Here is an 18,542-nt window from a genome sequence, read left to right as displayed (position 1 = left end):
CGAATCCGCCGCATCGCTATTGAATCGTGATGTTGATGGTCGCAGTCTGGATGGTCGAACCGCCGGACGCTCTCACGATCACTGCATAACTTCCAGCCGAGAGAGGGTTCGCAGCGTTGGAGTCGACTCCGCCGCTGCCACAACCACTCAAAACACCAAGGATGGAAAGAGCGCCAATCAAAGTAAACACACGCCAGCCACGTGTGTTCCATCCAGGCAGCATGAAAGCGATCATCCCCGCGCAGAGCGCTCCTAAAACTGGAACGAGGCCGTGAGAAGTTTGCGGCTCCGCGCCGCTGCCGGCTAAAGCAATGGACGAGATCGTGAGGACCGTGGTCCCGATTGCGGAATCAGTGGGTGTAATCGAAGCCGGAGCGAAGAGACACATTGCTCCCGAAGGAAGCCCTTCAGTGCAGGCAAACGTTATCGTCGAGTGAAAGCCTCCAGCGGGAGCGACAGTCAGCGTGACGGCGCTCGAGTTCCTTCCCTGCGCCATAGTGATCGACGTCGTCGACGAAGAAAGAGTAAAGCCGCCGACTGGATCGAGAATGGTAAGCGTGGCGGCTGGTGAAGTGCTGGCTAGATGATTACTGTCGCCTGAGTAATCGACTTGAAGGGTGTGAGTTCCAGACTGAAGTGTATTTGTAAGCAGAGGAAGCGTAGTGGAAGCGCCGGTCAAGGGAACGGGTTGGCCGTAGAGATTACCGTCAAGCAGCAGTTGCGCGGTTCCGCCGGGAACCGGAGACACCGGCGAGATGGTAGTCGTGACAGTCACGCCAGTTCCCTTCTCAACAACAGCGGGCGAGACGGTGATAGTTGGGATGCTCGGCACAGTCGTCGCACCAACCGTGAAGGGAGCGGGTGATGAAACGGAGGCTTGGTACGTGGCATCGCCAGAGTAAAGCGCCGAGATCAAGTGAACACCGGGTGTGATCGCTAAGAGTTGGTTAGAAACGCTCACCGCACCAGAGGAGAGCGGCATCGGCTTGCTGATAGCTTGACCATCGCTGAGAAACACAACCGTGCCAGTAGGTAGCGGGTTGTTGGGAGAGACCGCGGCGGTGAAGCTATACGAATCACCCTCTGTCACATTCACGTTCGACAAGCTCAGTGTCGTAGCGCTCACGCCAAGAGCTGAACTGGTGACGTAGATACTCACCGGCGGGAAAGTGGACGGTTGATAGTTCGCATCGCCTAAATAGCTGGCAGTAATTATGTCGTTACCGATCGAGAGCAGACTGGCAGGAAAAGTGAAACTCACCAACCCATAGTCCGTCGAGAACGCAGGATAAGCATTCTGTGTGACAACCGCGCTGCCAAGCGAAGTCCCACCTGACGTGAAGGTAACTGTACCGCTGGGAGCGGCAACGCCGAAACCTCCAAGTCCGTTCGCAGCAAAGCCAAGTGCGTTGATCTGAGCCGTGAGTGTAACCGTTGCTGCCGCCGACACCAAGCCTGTGCTCGATTGAAGCACGCTACTAGTCGGAGCTTTTACGATTGTGAAAGCGAATGGGGCCGATTGGCTCGAATTAAAGCTTGCATCACCAGAGTAAGCCGCGGTGAGCACATGCACACCCGGGGCTAGTGAGCGTGTCTGATCCTCAGTATTCGAGGCGGAGTTGAGTCGAAACGTACCTCCATCGAGGACAACGCCTGAGTCAGTAAGCGTCACGTTGCCCGTCGCCAGTCCCTGTCCAGAAGCTCCTGCAACATCGACACGAAAAAGGAAAAAGCCTCCGTAAGTGTATGTAGAACCCGACGCAACTGGCGCGACAGAGCCGTCGGCGGGATTGTAGAGAAGAGGCTTAAAATTCGTCGTGCTTGCCTCTGGGCTTACGGTAAGCGCAACGGCAGTGGAATCGCTCGACGCATAGACTCCGTCACCGCTGTAATGCGCCTGAACCGAGTAGGAGCCCCCGGGAAAGCTACTGAGCTGTGCGTTGTAGCTCCCGTTCTGAAGAGTTCCGGTCTGGACGGAACCGTTCGACGCGAGAGCATTGATCGAAACGTTGCCTGTAGGATTCCCCGCAGCAGAGGTTACGATAACGCTCGCCGCTATAGGGCTGCCATGAGAAATCGCCGAGGACGAGAGTCGGAGCGTCGTCGAACTCGCCGTGTAGTTCGCATCTGTCCAGTTGTTGACAAGGTTCGTGGCATTGACGCTGCCCAGACCTGTCGTGAGATCGTAGCCCGCACCACTGTTGTAGCCGGAGAGCACGCCATATTTGTCGGCAGCGCTATTCACAGCACAGTTGGGGGTGCCCTTGAGGCATGCCATAGCAATCGTGTCAGTAGTGATGTCATTGAAGACACAACCGGCAGCTGGAACCCCTGAGATTGCGCTACAAGCCGTGCCGGCTTTTTGCTGATGGTTCGCAAGATTGTAGAGAACATAGTTAGCGTTCCCCTGACGGCTGCCGGTCTTCTGATTAATCAGCGAGAGGATTCCCGCAAATGCAGGCGCCGCTACCGAAGTGCCACCATAGCCCGCAAAGTCATAGGTCGGAGCAGCATCGTTGCAGGGCTTGCCGTCCGTATTCGTGCTCTGCTGACAGACGACGTAGAACGCGTCAAAAAAACCTGCCCCAGCGAAGAGAGAGACATCGGGCATATCGCGAACTCCATCGGAAGGCACCCCAGCACCTGTCTGCCAGGAGGGTTTGCCGTAGCTTCCCTTGCAACTCGCAGGTGAGATTCCATCGGACTGAATACACGAGCTGGCCCCTCCCCCGCCCCCAACAACGGAAAGAAGACCGTCCGCAAAGGCCACGCCGCTATTACAAATCTGTTCGGTTGTCTGCCCGGAGAAGACACGAGACGTCGCAAAAACTGTATTGGTGCAGCTCTCGTTCCACGGAGCTTCCGGGATGTATCCCTTTGCTGAAGCCTGGGTTGTTGAACTGTTTGCGATGTTCCAGAACGCAGCTCCGCCCTGCGGCGTATAAAAATCGGTCCCGCCGACGGAGATGTTATACGGCGTGCTGCCAAGTCCGTTGACGCCAAGTCCATAGCTCGCTCCGGTATCATCCGCAATATCGCAACCCGCTGCCCCGGTGTCTCCACTGGCCACCAGAACCGAAATACCTTGCGCCGCAGCCTGCTGCCAAAGCGCCTTATAAAAGGCGTTACCAGACGTGCCAAGAAAGAGCTCGCACTGTCCGTAGCTATAGCTCATCACCGGAGCAAGATTGTTGTCGACGATATACATAGCCGAGAGATCGGTGCCCTGAGTCGTCTCAGTCCCTTCCGAAACCACATAGTCGATGGTTGCTCCCTTTGCGACGGCAGCCGACCATTGTGTGTCGATATCTGCTTCTCCTTCGTCCTCAGTAACGCCGGGGTTGGGACCGTTATAGATGATGTTCAGGTATTCGGTTCCAGTCGGCGTGGCAGTATTGCCGACCGGCAGATTGAAGAGCTTACGAAAGTTAGCGAAGTCTGCAGGATTGATATCTGTCTGGCCGACAACTGCAATCGTCTGTCCGGTGCCGTCGATGGGAGTGCTCGCGTTCCACAGCGGCAACACGTCGTAGATCGTTGCGAAGTCGTACGGGGTCACGCCATAAATCGTGTCGCCTCCACTATTGATCGTGAAGGCCGGCTGCACCTTGCTAGCGGTATTTTCTGCAAGTCGAGACGTGAAATTCGTAGCGGCATCGTGACGAAAATTGCCAACTCTATGGCTCGCAGGTCTCCGTGCAAAGTTGTTCAGCGACGCAACGCCTGTCACTACCGGCGAGAGCGCGACCGGAATCTGCGGATCTGAATCATTCGCGAAGTGCACCTCGCCCCGAACCATATACCGATGCATATTGGTGCGAAACGCCGAGCGCACCATTCCCGCAGTTCCGCTAAATTCAATCAACGTGCGACCGGAGTTCACCCGGATATCGTCGAAGCCATGGGACAAGAGCCACGCGGTGACGGAGGAGAGATCGCGATCCGACGGGCCAAACGCAGCGCCGAAGCTCTCCGGGGTGAGCCACTGGTGATATGTAGAGGAGCTCTTATCCTGCTGCTGGTCGATCAATCGCCGCAGCTCCGCCTCTTCCTCAGTACCGCGCCCGAGAACCAGAACCATGCGGCGAAGCGGAACAGCATCGGCCATCGCGCCCTGATCGAACTCGGCACGCGCCAGCGGGTGGGTATTTCCAACAAGCGTGATGCGGCGGCCATCATCAACCGCCTGAACAATCCTCGACCTTGGAGAAAGCGAGGACTGCGCGAAACTTCGTGCAGAGGGTCCAGGCGGCAGCGCAATCGCCGGAAGAAGAAGCAGCAGCTTTCCAATCATACGAATCATTCGTTCGTTTCCTGCTGCTAGAAAAGGCAGAAAAATTCTTAGCAGATGAATTGCAACAATGACTTCCAGGCACGATTCTTTCCTGACCTCTATCGAGGGTCAAGAAACATCGTCAAGAAGATTTGCATATCTTGGAAAGCAGTTCCATTAAAGGAAAAAAGCCGCGCTCCACTGAGCGCGGCCTCGAAGATACCGTCTTTTTACTGCGGCACAGTGTAAGAGATTTGCGCGCTATGCACCAAAGTCCCACTTATGGCCGTAACTGTGAACGTGTACGTGCCCGGAGATGCATTTGTTGTTCCTGGAGTAGTTCCTCCGCCGCCACCGCCGCTCCCGCCAGAGTTCGAACTGCTGCCTCCACACCCAACCGCAGTGAGGGCAGAGATGGAAAGAAGAGCGATGAGCAGCGCGCTCCAACGACGCCGACGCGGCAGCATAAGCAGACACAAGCCGGCAAGCGTAGCGCCTGATCCAGCGGCATACCACGGCATCTTGCCTGAACCACCCCGGCGAGTGGGCGCGAATCCAGGCGCGGTCGATTTCGCAGTCGCTGTCGGCTGAGAAGCCGTCACGACAAATGAAGTGGTAACACCTGCCGAAGTAGTGATACTAACCGGCGACACCGAGAAACTCGTCGTAGCGGCCATTCCATCGCCGTTGGTAACGGTCAGGTTGACCGGACCTGTGAATCCATTGAACGGCGTGATCGTAAACGTCTGACCGGTAGCCGTAGCGCCACCCGCAACCGTTGCATTCGCGCCACAGGTAGGAGCCGAAATGGAGAAGTCAGGGACCTTGCTGGAGACGACGTCAACCGATGCAATCGCGCCGTTGGGATACACGGTGACCGGAGTTGTACCGCTGTAGACCACTGCGCTGAGACTGACCGGGGCAAGAAGCGTACCCTTCGAACCCGCATAATTTCCATCGCCGGAATAGCTCGCACTGATGACGTGTCCGCCCGATGAAAGGGTGGACGTAACAAGACTGTAGGTCGCAGCGCCATTCGCCAGCGTTGTTGTGCTCTGCGCGACAGCTACATTATCGACAAAGAACTGAACAGTTCCGGTCGGGGTCGGGCCAGAAGTAGTGCCTGCCACGGTCACACTCAGCGCCAGGCTACCGGAGGAGACCGAACAAACCGAACTGCCAGTGGCAGACGTTACCGTAAGCGCCGTCTTGCTTATGCTTGTCCCCACGCCCGCGCCACCTGTGCCAACCGGTACCACCCCACTCCAACCCGTGACTAGGTTATTCACATCGATACTGCCAAGACCCGAAGCCTGATCATATTGATTCCCTGCTGTAAAGCCGATCGATCCGCCATTCGGACAGTTCGACGTTCCTTGAGTACAAGGAACAGAATTATTGCCGGAAGTGATGTCGTGAAAGACACTGCTATAAGTTGGGCCGTTGAGGAAGCCGTAAAGAGTAGGTCCAATGTTGCCGAGCCCACCTGTCCCCAGCTTTTGTTCCACCAAAGCCAGGATCCCCGCAAACGTGGGCGCCACAAAAGAGGTTCCTCCGAAGACGTTTGGCTGGCCATTCGAGGAAAGAAAACCGCTCGTACAAGGCGTCTCACCCTGGCCGTCGCCCTCGCTGCATACCAGGTACCCATCATGCATAGCCGCAGCGTTCAGCGAGAAATCGGGAACATCCCGCGAGGAATCGTTGGGGACACCTGGGCCTGTCTGCCAGGAGGGTTTAGAGAAGACGGCACTGGCGCCGCCGCCACCTGCACCGCCTCCGGTGCCACCTGGTGTGAGGCCTCCAGAAGCAGTGGTCTCATTCCATGGCACCTCAGGAATATATGAGAGGGCCGACCCGCCAGTCGTCCCGGTCGTGCTGCTCCAATAAGTGGCCGGGGTGTTCACGTCGCCACTGAACATCGTTCCACCAGCGGCCGTGGCATAGGGGGAGCTGCTCGGAAAGTCGACGTTGAGCCCCTCGGTGGCGAGGCCGGTCACGTCGCAGTCTGTTGCACCAGCATCACCGGACGAACTAATGACCGTCTGGCCCTGAGCATTCGCTTGCGCAAGAAGCATGTTCAGGCTACCCACCAGCGCGGAACCCAATCCGCTCTCGCACCCACCGTAGGAGATCGTAATAATCGGAGCGACCTTGTTCGTGATCGCGTAGGTCAGTGAATCTCCGAAGACATCGAATCCATAGACGAACAGAATGTTGGCCCCGGGAGCTGCCGATCCAGACCACTCCAGATCGAGATGCGCTTCATCGACATCACCCGGTGAAAATGCCGTATTGGCGGTATCTCCCGCAGACACCAGCGTCAGCTTGATAGCAGGCAACCCGGCGGCCGAACGAAACTGCGCGATATCGGGATCGGGAAGTGTATTGCTTGAGTTAAGGAACGTCGCTCCCATCACTGCAATCGTTATGCCCGAACCATTGATCGGCGTCGAAGCTGTGAACAGCGGATTGAAGTCGTAGATTGTGTAAAGATCAGCCGGCGAGATGAAGTGGCTGGTAACACCATTGAGGGTCTGCGTGTACAACGGCTGAGCGGGATCGATAGGAGAAGAGTTCCGGGCGCGCAACTTCGGCTTCGGCCTGAAGTCGTTCAATCCGGTAATAGCATTGACAACGCCCGCAACGGCTGCCGGAAGAGTCGGATCCGTCATATTCGAAACATGCTGCTCGCCGTCCACAGTGAGACTGTGAATGGAGGTGCCGAAGGCTTGCTGCGCCTGTGCCACAGCCCCGCTAAAGGTAATGTAGTTGGAGCTGCGCGCAGTTCCCGTAATCGTAAAGCCCTGGCTGGTAAGCCACGCCGAGACCTTCGCAAGGTCAGCGCTGCTGAGGCCAAAGCGTGCACCAAACTGCTCCGGTGTCAGCCATTGGTGATAGCTGGCAGAGGCTGGATTCAGCTGATCGGCCAGAAGCTGGGTCAGATCCGCCTCCTGGGCCGCAGTCATGCTGAACCGCAACGACATCTCCAGTCTCTTGCCCGCCGGGGCGACGCCAAGATCGGTAGCGCGTTTCGCCCGCCCCGCAATCGTACCGGTCAAAGGAGTCCGAGCCCCGCTGTTGACCGAACCGGCGATCCGGTTCTGAACGACGGCACGAGCGGAGGGAACAAACGTGGCGGCAAGAAAGGCGATAGGGGCGATCAGATGAGAGAGACGACGGCTGCGCATGGATATTCTTCTACCTTATAACCGGGTTACGGGGTGGCCTGCTGATACACACACTAAGTCGACTGGCCCTGCGGCCCAGAGACAGGGACCGAGGTACATGCTTAGACAGACGATAAAACGAAATGTTGCGCCTACAAATGTAAAGAGATTATTTCGCTTCTCTGATTGTGCCATTTCAGGAAGATATGCCGAAACCGCACCTGCCTATCCGCCCCCAATCCCTCCCCAAAGCCATGGGTCCAGCGGAAACGCAAAAAGACCAGTCGAGAAAACTCATCGACTGGCCCTTCCATCTGGAATCAAACGACGCCTAAATGGCGTACTTCCCAGCTTTCAGGACGTGCTGAGCCACTTGCCGCCGAAGCTTGATCGTGTCAGCCGAGTCGTGTTTCGAGAGTCGCCGAAGAATCGTAAGCTGAGTCCGCAGCATGTCTCCCTCCGCCACCGCCGCAATCACCTTCCGCGCCGCCAGCTCAATCACAGCCATCGCCTTATCTGCATAGATCCGCGCCATCGCAACAGAGATATCCGTCGCCTCCCCGGACTGCCCTGCCGCAATCTTCTCCGCTCGCAGAACCGCACTCTCCATCGCGAACACCTCGATGATCATGTCCGAGATCGCGCCCATCACCTCCTGCTCGTCCGCGATCTGCGTCATGTACTTCTGCGTCGCAGCACCAGCAACAAACAGCGTCAGCTTCTTCGCATTCGCCAGCAGGTTGCGCTCGTCACCCAACGGCCCTTCGCGTTCCACCCTCTCGCTCGGCCCCGACATCACCTCGTCCATCAACTTCTTGATCGCCGGCATCAGCGCCAGCTTGCCGCTCATCGCCGACTTCATCAACCAGCCGGTAATAATCAGCCGATTGATCTCATTCGTCCCCTCGAAGATCCGATTGATTCGCGCATCCCGGTAAGCGCGTTCTGCAGGAAACTCTTCCACATATCCGTAACCGGCGAAGATCTGCAGCGTCTCATCGACCACCATATCCAGCATCTCGCTCGCCCACACCTTCACGATCGAGCACTCAACCGCATAATCCTCAATCCGCTTCTGAATCTCCTTCGTGTCGTTCTTGTCTACGCCGGCCAAAGCCTTATCGATCAGCCCCACCGTGCGATAACACACCGCACCGCCCACAAAAATGCCCGCGGCACAGTTCGCAATCTTCTCCTGAATCAACCCAAACTCCGAGATCGACTTCCCGAACGCCTTACGATCGATCGCATACCGAATCCCGTTGTTGAGCGCCATCCGAGCGCCGCCAATCGCAGCATTCCCCAGCTTGTACCGCCCCACATTCAGAATATTGAACGCAATATGATGGCCCTTCCCCACCTCGCCCAGCAGATTCCCAGCAGGAATCACACAGTCATTCAAAATCAACGGGCAGGTCGAGCTGCCGCGAATCCCCAGCTTGTGCTCTTCCTTGCCTTGAGTAAAACCAGGCGTCCCGCGCTCAATCAAAAACGCTGTCAGCTTTTCCTTTCCAGCATCCGGCCCATCCGGAATCGCGCACTTCGCAAACACGGTAAACAGATCCGCAAAGCCCGCATTCGAGATCCACATCTTCTCGCCGTTCAGCCTATAAGTCTTCCCATCCGCTGACAGCACCGCCTTCGTCTTCGCATTCACCGCATCCGAGCCACTCGTCGACTCCGACAACGCATACGCCGACACAATCTCCCCCGATGCAATCTTCGGCAGATATTTCTTCTTCTGCTCCGCATTCCCGTACCAGACCAGCGGCAACGTACCAATGCCGGTATGCGCCGAAAACGCGACCGAAAAACTCGCCTGCTTCGAAATATTCTCCGCAACGATGGCCGACGTCGCCTTATCCATCTCCAGCCCGCCATACTCCTCGGGAATATCGATCGCCGTAAGCCCCAGCTCCGCAGCCTCCTTCAGCAGCCGCTTCGTCACCGAGAAATCCTTCGCCTCAATCGAATCCGATGCCGGCATAATCTCGTTGATGGCAAAGTTCGCCGTAGTCTCCGCGATCTGTTTATGCTCGTCGGTAAAGTCCTCGGGAAAGAAACAATCGGCAGGCGCCGGATCGCTGATCAGGAAGCTGCCACCTGCGATGCGGGTAGCGGTAATCGGGTCAGGTGTAGTCATCGTTGCCATGGTGTTACTCCTTCTGCGAATTCTGAACCTTAAAAAATGCAACCTAATTCACTTCCGCGATCATCTCGTCCGGCTCAAACGAATTCCATCGAACTACACACTGCTGGCCCTTCCAGCGAAACGTCTCCAACTCCGCTTCAGCCAGCGTTACCGGCGGTTGCTCCACCGTGATCCACTGCTCATGGGCCACACCCTCCGAGACGTACTTCGTAAGAATCGAAACCTCGTACAGCGCCACTCCACCCCTCGAGTTGTTCACATACTCGATCACCTTCGGTTGAACCTCTTCAATAGTCGCAGTTGCACACTTCCAGTTCTGTTCAATCTCTTCTCGATGCAAGTGTCTGATAAAAAATGTGACCGCAACAATGACCGCAATCACAGCGACATATCCACTCACCACTCGAATCTGATGCCAGTCACTCCGGCCCGCCGGACGCAATCTGTTCCAGGCTCTTCGATCCGACTTGGAGTATGTACGCATTTCTCTAATTCATAGCCTCATAGATCCCGGCCGCGCCCATTCCTCCGCCGACGCACATCGTCACAATCCCATACTTCGCCTTGCGCCGCGGCATCTCGCGCAGAAGCGTCGCTGTCAACTTTGCTCCTGTGCAACCCAGCGGATGCCCCAGCGCAATCGCACCGCCGTTGACGTTCACCTTCGCACCATCAATCCCCAGCACCTTCAACACCGCAAGCGACTGCGCCGCAAAGGCCTCGTTTAACTCGAACAGGTCAATATCCTCAAGCGAAAGCCCAGCCATCTTCAAAACCTTGGGAATGGCATGAATCGGCCCAATCCCCATCTCTTCCGGATCGCAGCCAGCATAAGCGAACGCAATAAACTTACCCATCGGCTTGATCCCTAACTGCGCCGCACGTTCCGCAGACATCACCACCGCCGCCGCCGCCCCATCCGAGGTCTGGCTCGAGTTCCCCGCCGTCACAGTTCCCTTCGCATGAAACACCGGCTTCAGCTTCGCCAGCGCGTCAAGCGAAGTATCGGCACGCGGGCCCTCATCCTGTTTGAAGGTCGCCTCCGTCGTTTTGGCCTTCTTTCCATTCGGCACAGTACTTGTAACCGTAATCGGAACAATCTCATCGTCAAACTTTCCACCGGCAATCGCAGCCAACGCCTTCTGGTGGCTCTCATAGGAGAACTGGTCCATCTGCTCCCTGCTGATCCCGTAGTGATTCGCAACCCGCTCCGCAGTCAGCCCCATCGACATATAAGACCCCGGATAGTTCTCCACCAGCCACGGATTCACCGAGATCTTGTTCCCGCCAAACGGAACATACGACATGCTCTCCGTACCACCCGCCACAATACAGTCCGACGATCCTCCACGAATCCGATCCGCCGCCAGTGCAATCGACTGCAACCCCGACGCGCAGTACCGATTGATCGTCATTCCCGCAGCCGTAATCGGCAGCCCGGCTCGAAAGCTCGCGACGCGCGCCACATTCATTCCCTGCTCTGCCTCAGGCATGGCACAGCCCAGAATCACATCCTCAATCTCCGACTTGTCGAGTTGAGGAATTCGCTCAAGCGCCCCCGAGATCGCAAACGCAGCAAGGTCGTCCGGCCGAGTCGTACGAAGCGTACCGCGAGGAGCCTTTCCAACAGCGGTGCGAACAGCGGATGCAATGATGACTTCTTTCATAACCACCTAACTCCTGACTTCTGCCTTCAGAGATGCTCTCCGGAAGGCTGTGAATGAAACCCAATCCCTACCTGCGTTAACCCGCGAACGACAGATCCTAGTTCCTCAGCGGTTTCCCCGTCTTCAACGTAAACGCAATCCGTTCCTGCGTCTTCTTCTCCCCACACAACGAGAGGAACGCCTCACGCTCCAAATCGAGCAGATACTGCTCGGTCACCGGAGTACCCGGCGTAACCTTGCCTCCACACAAGGCATACGCCACCCAGTTCGCAATCTTAGCGTCATGATCGGAGATGTACTGCCCCTCCCGCATCGTCCACACCGCCAGCTTCAACGTAGCCAGCACGCTCTCCCCCGGCGCGGGAATATCGGTGCGCACAATAGGCGCACTATACCCAGCATCGACAATCGCACGAGCCTTCGTCTTCGCATCTGTCAGCAAGCGTTCACGATTCATCGTGAGGCCGTCAGAAGCCCTGAAGAACCCCATCGAACGAGCCTCCGCCGCACTGGTCGAAACCTTTGCCATCGCAATCGTCTCGAAGTTCTTCTTCAGCGCCTCAAAGATCTCCACACCCTCGCCCCGCGCATCAGGACGAATGCTCGACCCAGCCTCGACCGACCGAATCGTCATCTCCTTGCAACCACCACCACCCGGAATCAGCCCGACACCAGCCTCTACCAACCCCATATACAACTCTGAATGAGGCTGCCGCGCCGCCGCATGCAGCGAAATCTCAACGCCCCCACCCAGACACATCCCGTACGGCGCAACCACCACAGGACGCGGACAGAACTTGATCGCCTGCGTCATATTCTGGAATGCGCGCACGGCCATCTCGACCTCGTCCCACTCCTCTTCCTGCACCCCGAGCAGCAATTGCATCAGGTTCGCGCCAACTGAAAAATTAGCCGAATCACCAGTAATAACAAACGCCTCAAAATTACTCACGGCCTCACTTGTTGACTTCAACGTCTGCGTAATCAAGTTGACGATGTCATCGCCCAGCGCATTCATCTTCGAGTGCAGCTCAATCCCCGCGACACCATCCCCCAGGTCGATCACCGACGCGCCGGGATTCTTCTTTACCACCCCATTCGCCTTCTTGATCACCCCCAGCGACGTCACGCCATCCGCAGTCACCACCGGCTTGTACGTACCGCTCACCGGATCAAAGAACAAGCGCCCCGAAGGCACCGAAGCATCATCCTTGTACCAGGCCGGATTCGCCTCCCCATGCTTTTCCGCATAGCCCAGTAGCTTCTCCACATTTGCAGAGATCGGCACACCAGCAGCCCGCATCTTCTCGGTCGTTGCCTTCACACCCGCAGCATCGAACATCTCAAACGGCCCAAGCTCCCAATTGAAGCCCGTCTTCATCGCCTGATCGATCTCTACGATATTGTCCGCAATTTCCGGCACGCGGTTCGCACTGTAAGTAAACAGCTCCGTCAGCAGCGGCCAGTAAAACGCAGCCGCCTTATCCTTCGTCGCGTCCGCATGCAGCAACTGCGCAATGCGAGCATGGGTCGACTCCACATTCTTCGCCATCTCAATCGCCGGAAACTTCGGCCGCATGCTCGGCTTGTAGTCCAGCGTCTGCCAATCAAGAACGTGCCGCAGATCGCGTCCCTCCGCGTCCTTACCTTCCTTCTTGTAAAAGCCTTGCTTCGCCTTATCCCCGAGCCACTTCCTCTCGAGCATCGTGCCGATAAAAGGCGCCAGCTTCACCTCAGCGCGCTCGTCCTTAATCTTCTCGGCTTGCGCAGAGAAATTCGTAGCCACATGCGCCAACACGTCCACGCCGACCAAATCGCCCAACCGAAACGTCCCCGTCTTCGGCCAGCCCAGCGCAGAACCCGTCAACGTATCGACCTCTTCAATCGACAGCCCCTGCTCTTGCATCAAGCGAATAGCATTTCCCATCGAAAACGTGCCAATGCGATTCGCAATAAAGTTCGGCGTATCGTGCGAATGAACAATCGCCTTCCCCAGACGCAGATCGCAGAAGTGCTCCACCGCCGCAATATCTGCAGGGTCCGTATCCGGCGTCCGAATCACCTCAAGCAGCCGCATGTACCGCGGCGGATTGAAGAAGTGCGTGCCGAACCAGTGTCTCCGCAACTCCATCGGCATGCCTTCCACGATCTTGTGAATCGGAAGACCACTGGTATTGCTCGTAATGATCGAGTCCTTCCGCCGATGTTGTTGCACCTTCTCAAGCAACGCCCGCTTGATCTCAAGATTCTCCGCGACCACCTCAATAATCCAGTCGCAGTCAGCAATCAAAGCAAGATCATCGTCGAAGTTTCCAATCGTAATCAGCCGCGCATTCTCCACCGCATAGAACGCCGCAGGCTTCGACTTCTTCAGTCCATCCATCGCCGCCAGAAGAAATTTATTCCTCTCTTGCTTCGGCGCGCTCGCGTCAGTTCCCGGCGGAACAATATCCAGCAGCACCACCGGCAACCCCGCATTTGCAATATGCGCCGCGATGCGCGACCCCATAGTCCCGGCCCCAAGAACGGCTACCTTGCTGATCTGCCTGTGATCCCTGGTCTGGTTGGGCTTTGCCGAACTCTGCGGCGTCGCTACTTCAAGAGTGCTGGAAGACATGTCAAAAGCTCCGGCGGGCAGTATGACCCGAACGATGCGAAGAATACTGAATGACCATTCAGTCCGTCAAGTGAATAACCATTCATTTTTCAAGCCGCTCATTCTAAACGAGTATCTCGCAACCACGTGTACCGTTCGCTAGTCCTTAGACGCAGCCAGCCGATGCATCTCCGACCCCGCCATCAGAAATCCACCCACCCCATACACATAGCTCGCCGAAGGCCTGAACTTACCCGGCTGCCCGTCGATCGGCTGAATCGAACCCAGCCGTCCATCCGCGTAGATGTGCCCCAGAATTCCCTCCCACGATCTCTCCACCACCGGAAGATACGTCTTGCGATCGAGAATCTTCTCATTGATCCCATAGGCAATCGCAAACGTAAAGAACGCCGACCCCGACACCTCCGGCAAATCATAAGCTGCTGGATCGAGCAGACCCGATCGCCACAATCCATCCGCACTCTGAATCGCAGCGACCTTCTCCGCCATCTCGCGAAACTGCGCCACGTACTTCGGTCGCGAGGGATAATCCGCCGGCATGATCCGCAACACGTTCACCAGCGCACCCATCACCCACCCATTTCCGCGCGACCAGAAGATCGGCTTACCGTTCGCCTGTTTCTGCGTAAAGTAGTGGCTGTCGCGAAAATAAAGATGTTCCTGCCGGTCATAGAGGCTTCCCGAAGTAAGCCACCACTCGTGATCCATGTAGTCCAGATACTTGCGATCATTCGTAATCGCATACATCCGCAACAACACCGGCGGCGACATGAACAACGCATCGCACCACCACCACAACAGCTTGCTCGGATCGTCCTTCCGCACGATCAGCCGATCCATAATCGCTTTCGTATCCGCCATTCGCACGGGCTTCGGATCTTCCCTGTAGAGATCCAGATAAGCCTGACCCAAAGCCTGGTCATCCGCATGAGGAAACCGCGCATCGAGCAGCGTCCAGTCCGACCGCTCCGCAAACCGCAACACCGCATCGCGGTACTTCGCATCGCCTGTAGTCTTCGACGCTGCAATCAAACCGTCATAGAGTGCAGCAAACGTCCACTGTTTATTAAAGCGCGTCTCCGCATAAGCCACCTGCCAGTCCGCAACCTTCTTCATCGCCGCATCAATCGCCTTCGGCTTCAACTCACTCGAGAGTTCCGTCGCAAGCGGCCCAGGATTATCCGGAGCATCCCCAACAGCATCGTCCTCCGCCGAAGCCGCCCTCACCCCCGCTGGCTGCGCATACACACTCACCGAGGAACTCACCGCCATCGCACCCAGAGCAAGGCAGAGAAAAAAATTCGCGCGCCCGCTCGCTGGCAAAGCCCCATGCAAAACCCGATTGCGACGCATAGCAGAAAACACCACCATCCCTTTAAACCAGGCTCCCATTCATCACCAGTGCCACCGCGCTACGCAACCGCGCCGTATTTCCTTCAAAAGCAGGCCGCAGTCTGGGCGGCTTCGAAAGCGCATTCTGGTTCAACTCTCCCTCAACAATCGGCCCAAACAAATACCACGCAGCCGTGATGTCCCCAACCACCACGATCTCACTCGGCGCCAGCGCACTCGCAACCATCCTCAGCCCTCGCCCAAGAAACGACGACATCTTCTCAAGCGCCTTCACCGCATTCGCGTCATGGGACTGAGCCATCTTCACCAGCGCAGCAAAGCTCGGCGGCGCAGCCGCTCCACTCATCTCCTCGTAGTAGCGCAACCCCGCGCGATTCGAGCTGACCGTCTCCCAGCACCCTCGCCCTCCGCAGCCGCATCGCGGCCCATTCATCTCCATCTGCACATGGCCAAACTCTCCCGCCATGCCGTTCGCTCCGCGCAGCAGTTGCCCATTTGCAAAGATCCCCGTTCCAATTCCCTCCGAAACGTTCACCACCACCAGGTCGTGCAACCCGTCGCTATCTCCGAACCAAACCTCCGACAGCGCACAGGCATTCGCGACGTTGTCCATCTCCACCCGCAACCCCGTCGCCTTCTGAATGCGAGATTTGATACTCGAGATCGACCACTTCAGATTCGGCGCGAAGATCGGTTCGTCACGAAGAGGATCGGCGCGGCCCGGCAGACTGATCCCGATTCCATCAAACGACTTATCGCTATGCGCCGCCATCAGCTTACGAATCGCCGCAATAATCGGTTGAATCGCCTTCTTCGGATCCTCCGGCAACTCGACCACATTCTGCGCAACAATCTTCCCACCAAGATCCGTCACCGCAACCGTTGTCTGTGATGGATGAATATCCAGCGCAATGACAGCCCGCTGATGATTCAGTTCAAGAAAGGTCGGTCTGCGTCCGCGCGGTGGCCGACCCGTCGACCCCTCCAGAATCCACTTATCCTTAATCAGATCCTCGACGATCAACGAGACCGTGCTCCGCTGCAGGCCGGAGACACGTGCAAGATCAGCACGCGAGAGCGGTTGACGCGTTCTCACCAGATTGAATACCAGGTTCCGGTTAATCTGACGCGGTGTTTTGTTCGACGCACTCTGCCTGCGAGTGAAGGTGAACCGAGTGTTGGTCATCGTTTAGCTTTCGTGTCCCATAAAATCAGTAAGCCAAACCATATCAAACCGTGTGTACTGAGCAACTCGAACGTCCGGCTATCGTTCGAACCAAACTCGAGCCGCCCTTTGCTTGACGTCTTTGGCGACGAGTCTTTATATCACTGCAGGTATAGCATTTTGTAGATACTTTGAATTATTGTTGCGAAAAACGATAATCTACGCCTGAAATCGCCCGTTTGAGCAGGGCATGGCATCTATAGGAGAGCCACAACTACGAGGCAGTCACGACGAAATTTCGCCCGTAATTAGCGTCCGCCCTCCCGGCCTCCGCAACGCATGTCTCACCAAAGTGCCGATCCCGCCAACCCTTCCACAATTGTGTTCTGTTTACCGGCTTCGAACGATCCCGCAAGTTTGTTAACCGAGTCGATGCCCGCTGCACGAAGGAAAATGATCCTCCCTTGGACAGCCCTACACTCAGTGAGCCGTTCAAGTAAAAGCTGTGGAGATCTTCGATGAAGCGTCTGTTCTTTGCTCTGGGCGTCGGACTTGCAGCTGTCAGTCTGAGCGCACAGACACCTCCGTGGCAGCCAACGCCGGGGCATACACAAATGCCAATATGGCCTGGAGCGGTGCCCGATGCCCGACCTGTCACCGGGCCGGAGACCCTCAAGAAAACCGGAATCGATTCGCTGGTTGGCGGTAGGTCATGGAGCTACATCAACAATGTCTCGCAACCCACAATGACGGTCTATTCGCCGACCGGACAGAACACGGGCGTCGCGGTCGTCGTGTTTCCTGGCGGAGGCTATCAAATCCTTGCCATCGATCTTGAAGGCACCGAGGTATGTGATTGGCTCACGTCGAAAGGCATCACCTGTGTGCTGTTGAAGTACCGCGTGCCAGGTGAGGGAATCTTGCCAAAATCGGGGGCATATCCGGCTTCGTCAGAGGCTTTGGAGGATGCCCAGAGGACAGTGGGGCTGGTGCGTTTTCATGCCGCGGAGCTGCATCTCGATCCACAAAAGATTGGAGTGCTTGGGTTTTCGGCAGGCGGCCATCTGGTAGCAGCGATGAGCACGCACTTTGCCAGGCGTCTATATCCGCCTGTCGATGCGGCCGACAAAGAAAGCTGCCGCCCGGATTTTGCGGTAGCTCTCTATCCGGGGCATCTGTCGCTCTCCGACAACAGCTTTGCGTTGAATCCGGATATTCGTGCCCATATCACCCCCAGGACGCCGCCTACATTCCTGCTGCAGAACGAAGATGACCACGTGGATCGTGTCGAGGATTCGCTGAGCTACTATGCTGCGCTCAAGAAGGTTGGGGTGCCCGTGGAGATGCATCTGTACGCGCAAGGCGGCCACGCCTTCGGACTGCGACGCACAAAGTTTCCGGCGACGGAGTGGCCTCTGCTAGTCGAGAAGTGGTTGCGCGCGATCGGAATGACTGCGGAGTAGATGCAGTTATGCGCATGGCCACATGCTAGCCTGAAATCGTGGCGACTTATCTCGAGCAATCGCTCACCAAGTTGAAAGAGTTCGAAGGCTGCATCCCCTGGATGTATCGCGACACGGTCGGCAAAGTCACCGTCGGCGTCGGCCTCATGCTCCCCGACGCCAAAGCCGCCGAATCCCTTCCCTTCCTCCTCGGCGCTCGTCCAGCCACACCACAGGAGATCGCCGCCGAATACGCCCGCGTCGACTCCCTCCCCGAGGGACGAGCCTCCGCCTTCTACAAATCCGCCACCACCCACCTCATACTCCCCCAGCAAACCATCGACGCAAAACTAACCTCCGTCCTCCAGGGCTTCGAAGCCACCCTCCGTACCCATCTCCCGCGCTACGACACCTTCCCCGACGGCGTAAAGCTCGCACTCCTCGACATGACCTACAACCTCGGCCCCGCAGGCCTCTTCAAAGACTTCCCCAGCCTCATCGCCGCCGTCGAATCCGGCTCATGGGCCGAAGCCGCCGCCCACTGCATGCGCCGGGGCCCCAGCCCCGCCCGCAACGCGTGGACGCGCGAGCAGTTCCTCTCCGCCGTCGTCACCACCATCAAGGCCGAAACCGACAGCCTCTTGAAGCGAATCTGGCTCGCCATACGTCAAACTTGGAACGCCTTATTCGGCCCCCGGCAATAGAG

The 18,542-nt window shown here is 57.1% G+C and carries 10 protein-coding genes; 2 read left to right on the top strand and 8 right to left on the bottom strand.

The window, feature by feature from the left end; translation table 11 throughout:
• Positions 1–16: 16 nt before the first annotated feature.
• The 8 genes from RBB77_RS10105 to RBB77_RS10070 all read right to left on the bottom strand — a co-directional run bounded on the left by RBB77_RS10105 (position 17) and on the right by RBB77_RS10070 (position 16,415).
• Positions 17–4,303 (bottom strand): Ig-like domain repeat protein, encoded by a 4,287-nt coding sequence (locus RBB77_RS10105; RefSeq protein ID WP_353067009.1) that lies wholly within the window; start codon positions 4,301–4,303, stop codon positions 17–19.
• Positions 4,304–4,503: 200 nt separating this feature from the next.
• Positions 4,504–7,461, bottom strand: coding sequence for a protease pro-enzyme activation domain-containing protein (locus tag RBB77_RS10100; RefSeq protein WP_353067008.1), 2,958 nt, complete (start codon positions 7,459–7,461; stop codon positions 4,504–4,506).
• 310 nt (positions 7,462–7,771) lie between these two features.
• Positions 7,772–9,592, bottom strand: a complete 1,821-nt coding sequence (locus RBB77_RS10095) for an acyl-CoA dehydrogenase family protein (protein WP_353067006.1) — start codon at positions 9,590–9,592, stop codon at positions 7,772–7,774.
• Between the two features lie 43 nt (positions 9,593–9,635).
• A complete protein-coding gene (locus tag RBB77_RS10090) occupies positions 9,636–10,076 on the bottom strand; it encodes a hypothetical protein (protein WP_353067004.1) in 441 nt (146 codons plus the stop codon).
• Positions 10,077–10,080: 4 nt separating this feature from the next.
• Positions 10,081–11,259 (bottom strand): acetyl-CoA C-acyltransferase, encoded by a 1,179-nt coding sequence (locus RBB77_RS10085; RefSeq protein ID WP_353067002.1) that lies wholly within the window; start codon positions 11,257–11,259, stop codon positions 10,081–10,083.
• Positions 11,260–11,356: 97 nt separating this feature from the next.
• Positions 11,357–13,876 (bottom strand): 3-hydroxyacyl-CoA dehydrogenase/enoyl-CoA hydratase family protein, encoded by a 2,520-nt coding sequence (locus tag RBB77_RS10080; RefSeq protein WP_353067000.1) that lies wholly within the window; start codon positions 13,874–13,876, stop codon positions 11,357–11,359.
• 138 nt (positions 13,877–14,014) lie between these two features.
• Positions 14,015–15,268: a glycoside hydrolase family 88/105 protein gene (locus tag RBB77_RS10075; protein WP_353066998.1), complete on the bottom strand. Its 1,254-nt coding sequence runs from the start codon at positions 15,266–15,268 to the stop codon at positions 14,015–14,017.
• Positions 15,252–16,415 carry an ROK family transcriptional regulator gene (locus RBB77_RS10070; RefSeq protein ID WP_353066996.1) on the bottom strand — a complete coding sequence of 388 codons (1,164 nt, stop codon included), beginning with the start codon at positions 16,413–16,415 and terminating at the stop codon, positions 15,252–15,254. The genes RBB77_RS10075 and RBB77_RS10070 overlap by 17 nt, the downstream gene beginning before the upstream one ends.
• A gap of 497 nt (positions 16,416–16,912) precedes the next feature.
• Here RBB77_RS10070 and RBB77_RS10065 point away from each other — a divergent pair, with 497 nt between their 5' ends.
• Both RBB77_RS10065 and RBB77_RS10060 read left to right on the top strand, forming a co-directional pair.
• Entirely contained in the window at positions 16,913–17,857 is a 945-nt protein-coding gene (locus RBB77_RS10065; RefSeq protein WP_353066994.1) for an alpha/beta hydrolase, read from the top strand.
• A gap of 38 nt (positions 17,858–17,895) precedes the next feature.
• Positions 17,896–18,540 carry a hypothetical protein gene (locus RBB77_RS10060; protein ID WP_353066992.1) on the top strand — a complete coding sequence of 215 codons (645 nt, stop codon included), beginning with the start codon at positions 17,896–17,898 and terminating at the stop codon, positions 18,538–18,540.
• Positions 18,541–18,542: the final 2 nt, after the last annotated feature.

Origin of the sequence: Tunturibacter psychrotolerans, assembly GCF_040359615.1 — a bacterium.
Classification (GTDB): domain Bacteria; phylum Acidobacteriota; class Terriglobia; order Terriglobales; family Acidobacteriaceae; genus Edaphobacter; species Edaphobacter psychrotolerans.
The sequence above is the reverse complement of the archived record's forward strand: the minus strand, read 5'-3'. Positions and strand labels throughout refer to the sequence as shown.

Coding starts and splice junctions, on each gene's coding strand:
- RBB77_RS10095 (WP_353067006.1), bottom strand. CDS start 9,592: ATGGCAACGATGACTACACCTGACCCGATTACCGCTACCCGCATCGCA.
- RBB77_RS10065 (WP_353066994.1), top strand. CDS start 16,913: ATGAAGCGTCTGTTCTTTGCTCTGGGCGTCGGACTTGCAGCTGTCAGT.
- RBB77_RS10080 (WP_353067000.1), bottom strand. CDS start 13,876: ATGTCTTCCAGCACTCTTGAAGTAGCGACGCCGCAGAGTTCGGCAAAG.
- RBB77_RS10090 (WP_353067004.1), bottom strand. CDS start 10,076: ATGCGTACATACTCCAAGTCGGATCGAAGAGCCTGGAACAGATTGCGT.
- RBB77_RS10075 (WP_353066998.1), bottom strand. CDS start 15,268: ATGGGAGCCTGGTTTAAAGGGATGGTGGTGTTTTCTGCTATGCGTCGC.
- RBB77_RS10105 (WP_353067009.1), bottom strand. CDS start 4,303: ATGATTCGTATGATTGGAAAGCTGCTGCTTCTTCTTCCGGCGATTGCG.
- RBB77_RS10085 (WP_353067002.1), bottom strand. CDS start 11,259: ATGAAAGAAGTCATCATTGCATCCGCTGTTCGCACCGCTGTTGGAAAG.
- RBB77_RS10070 (WP_353066996.1), bottom strand. CDS start 16,415: ATGACCAACACTCGGTTCACCTTCACTCGCAGGCAGAGTGCGTCGAAC.
- RBB77_RS10100 (WP_353067008.1), bottom strand. CDS start 7,461: ATGCGCAGCCGTCGTCTCTCTCATCTGATCGCCCCTATCGCCTTTCTT.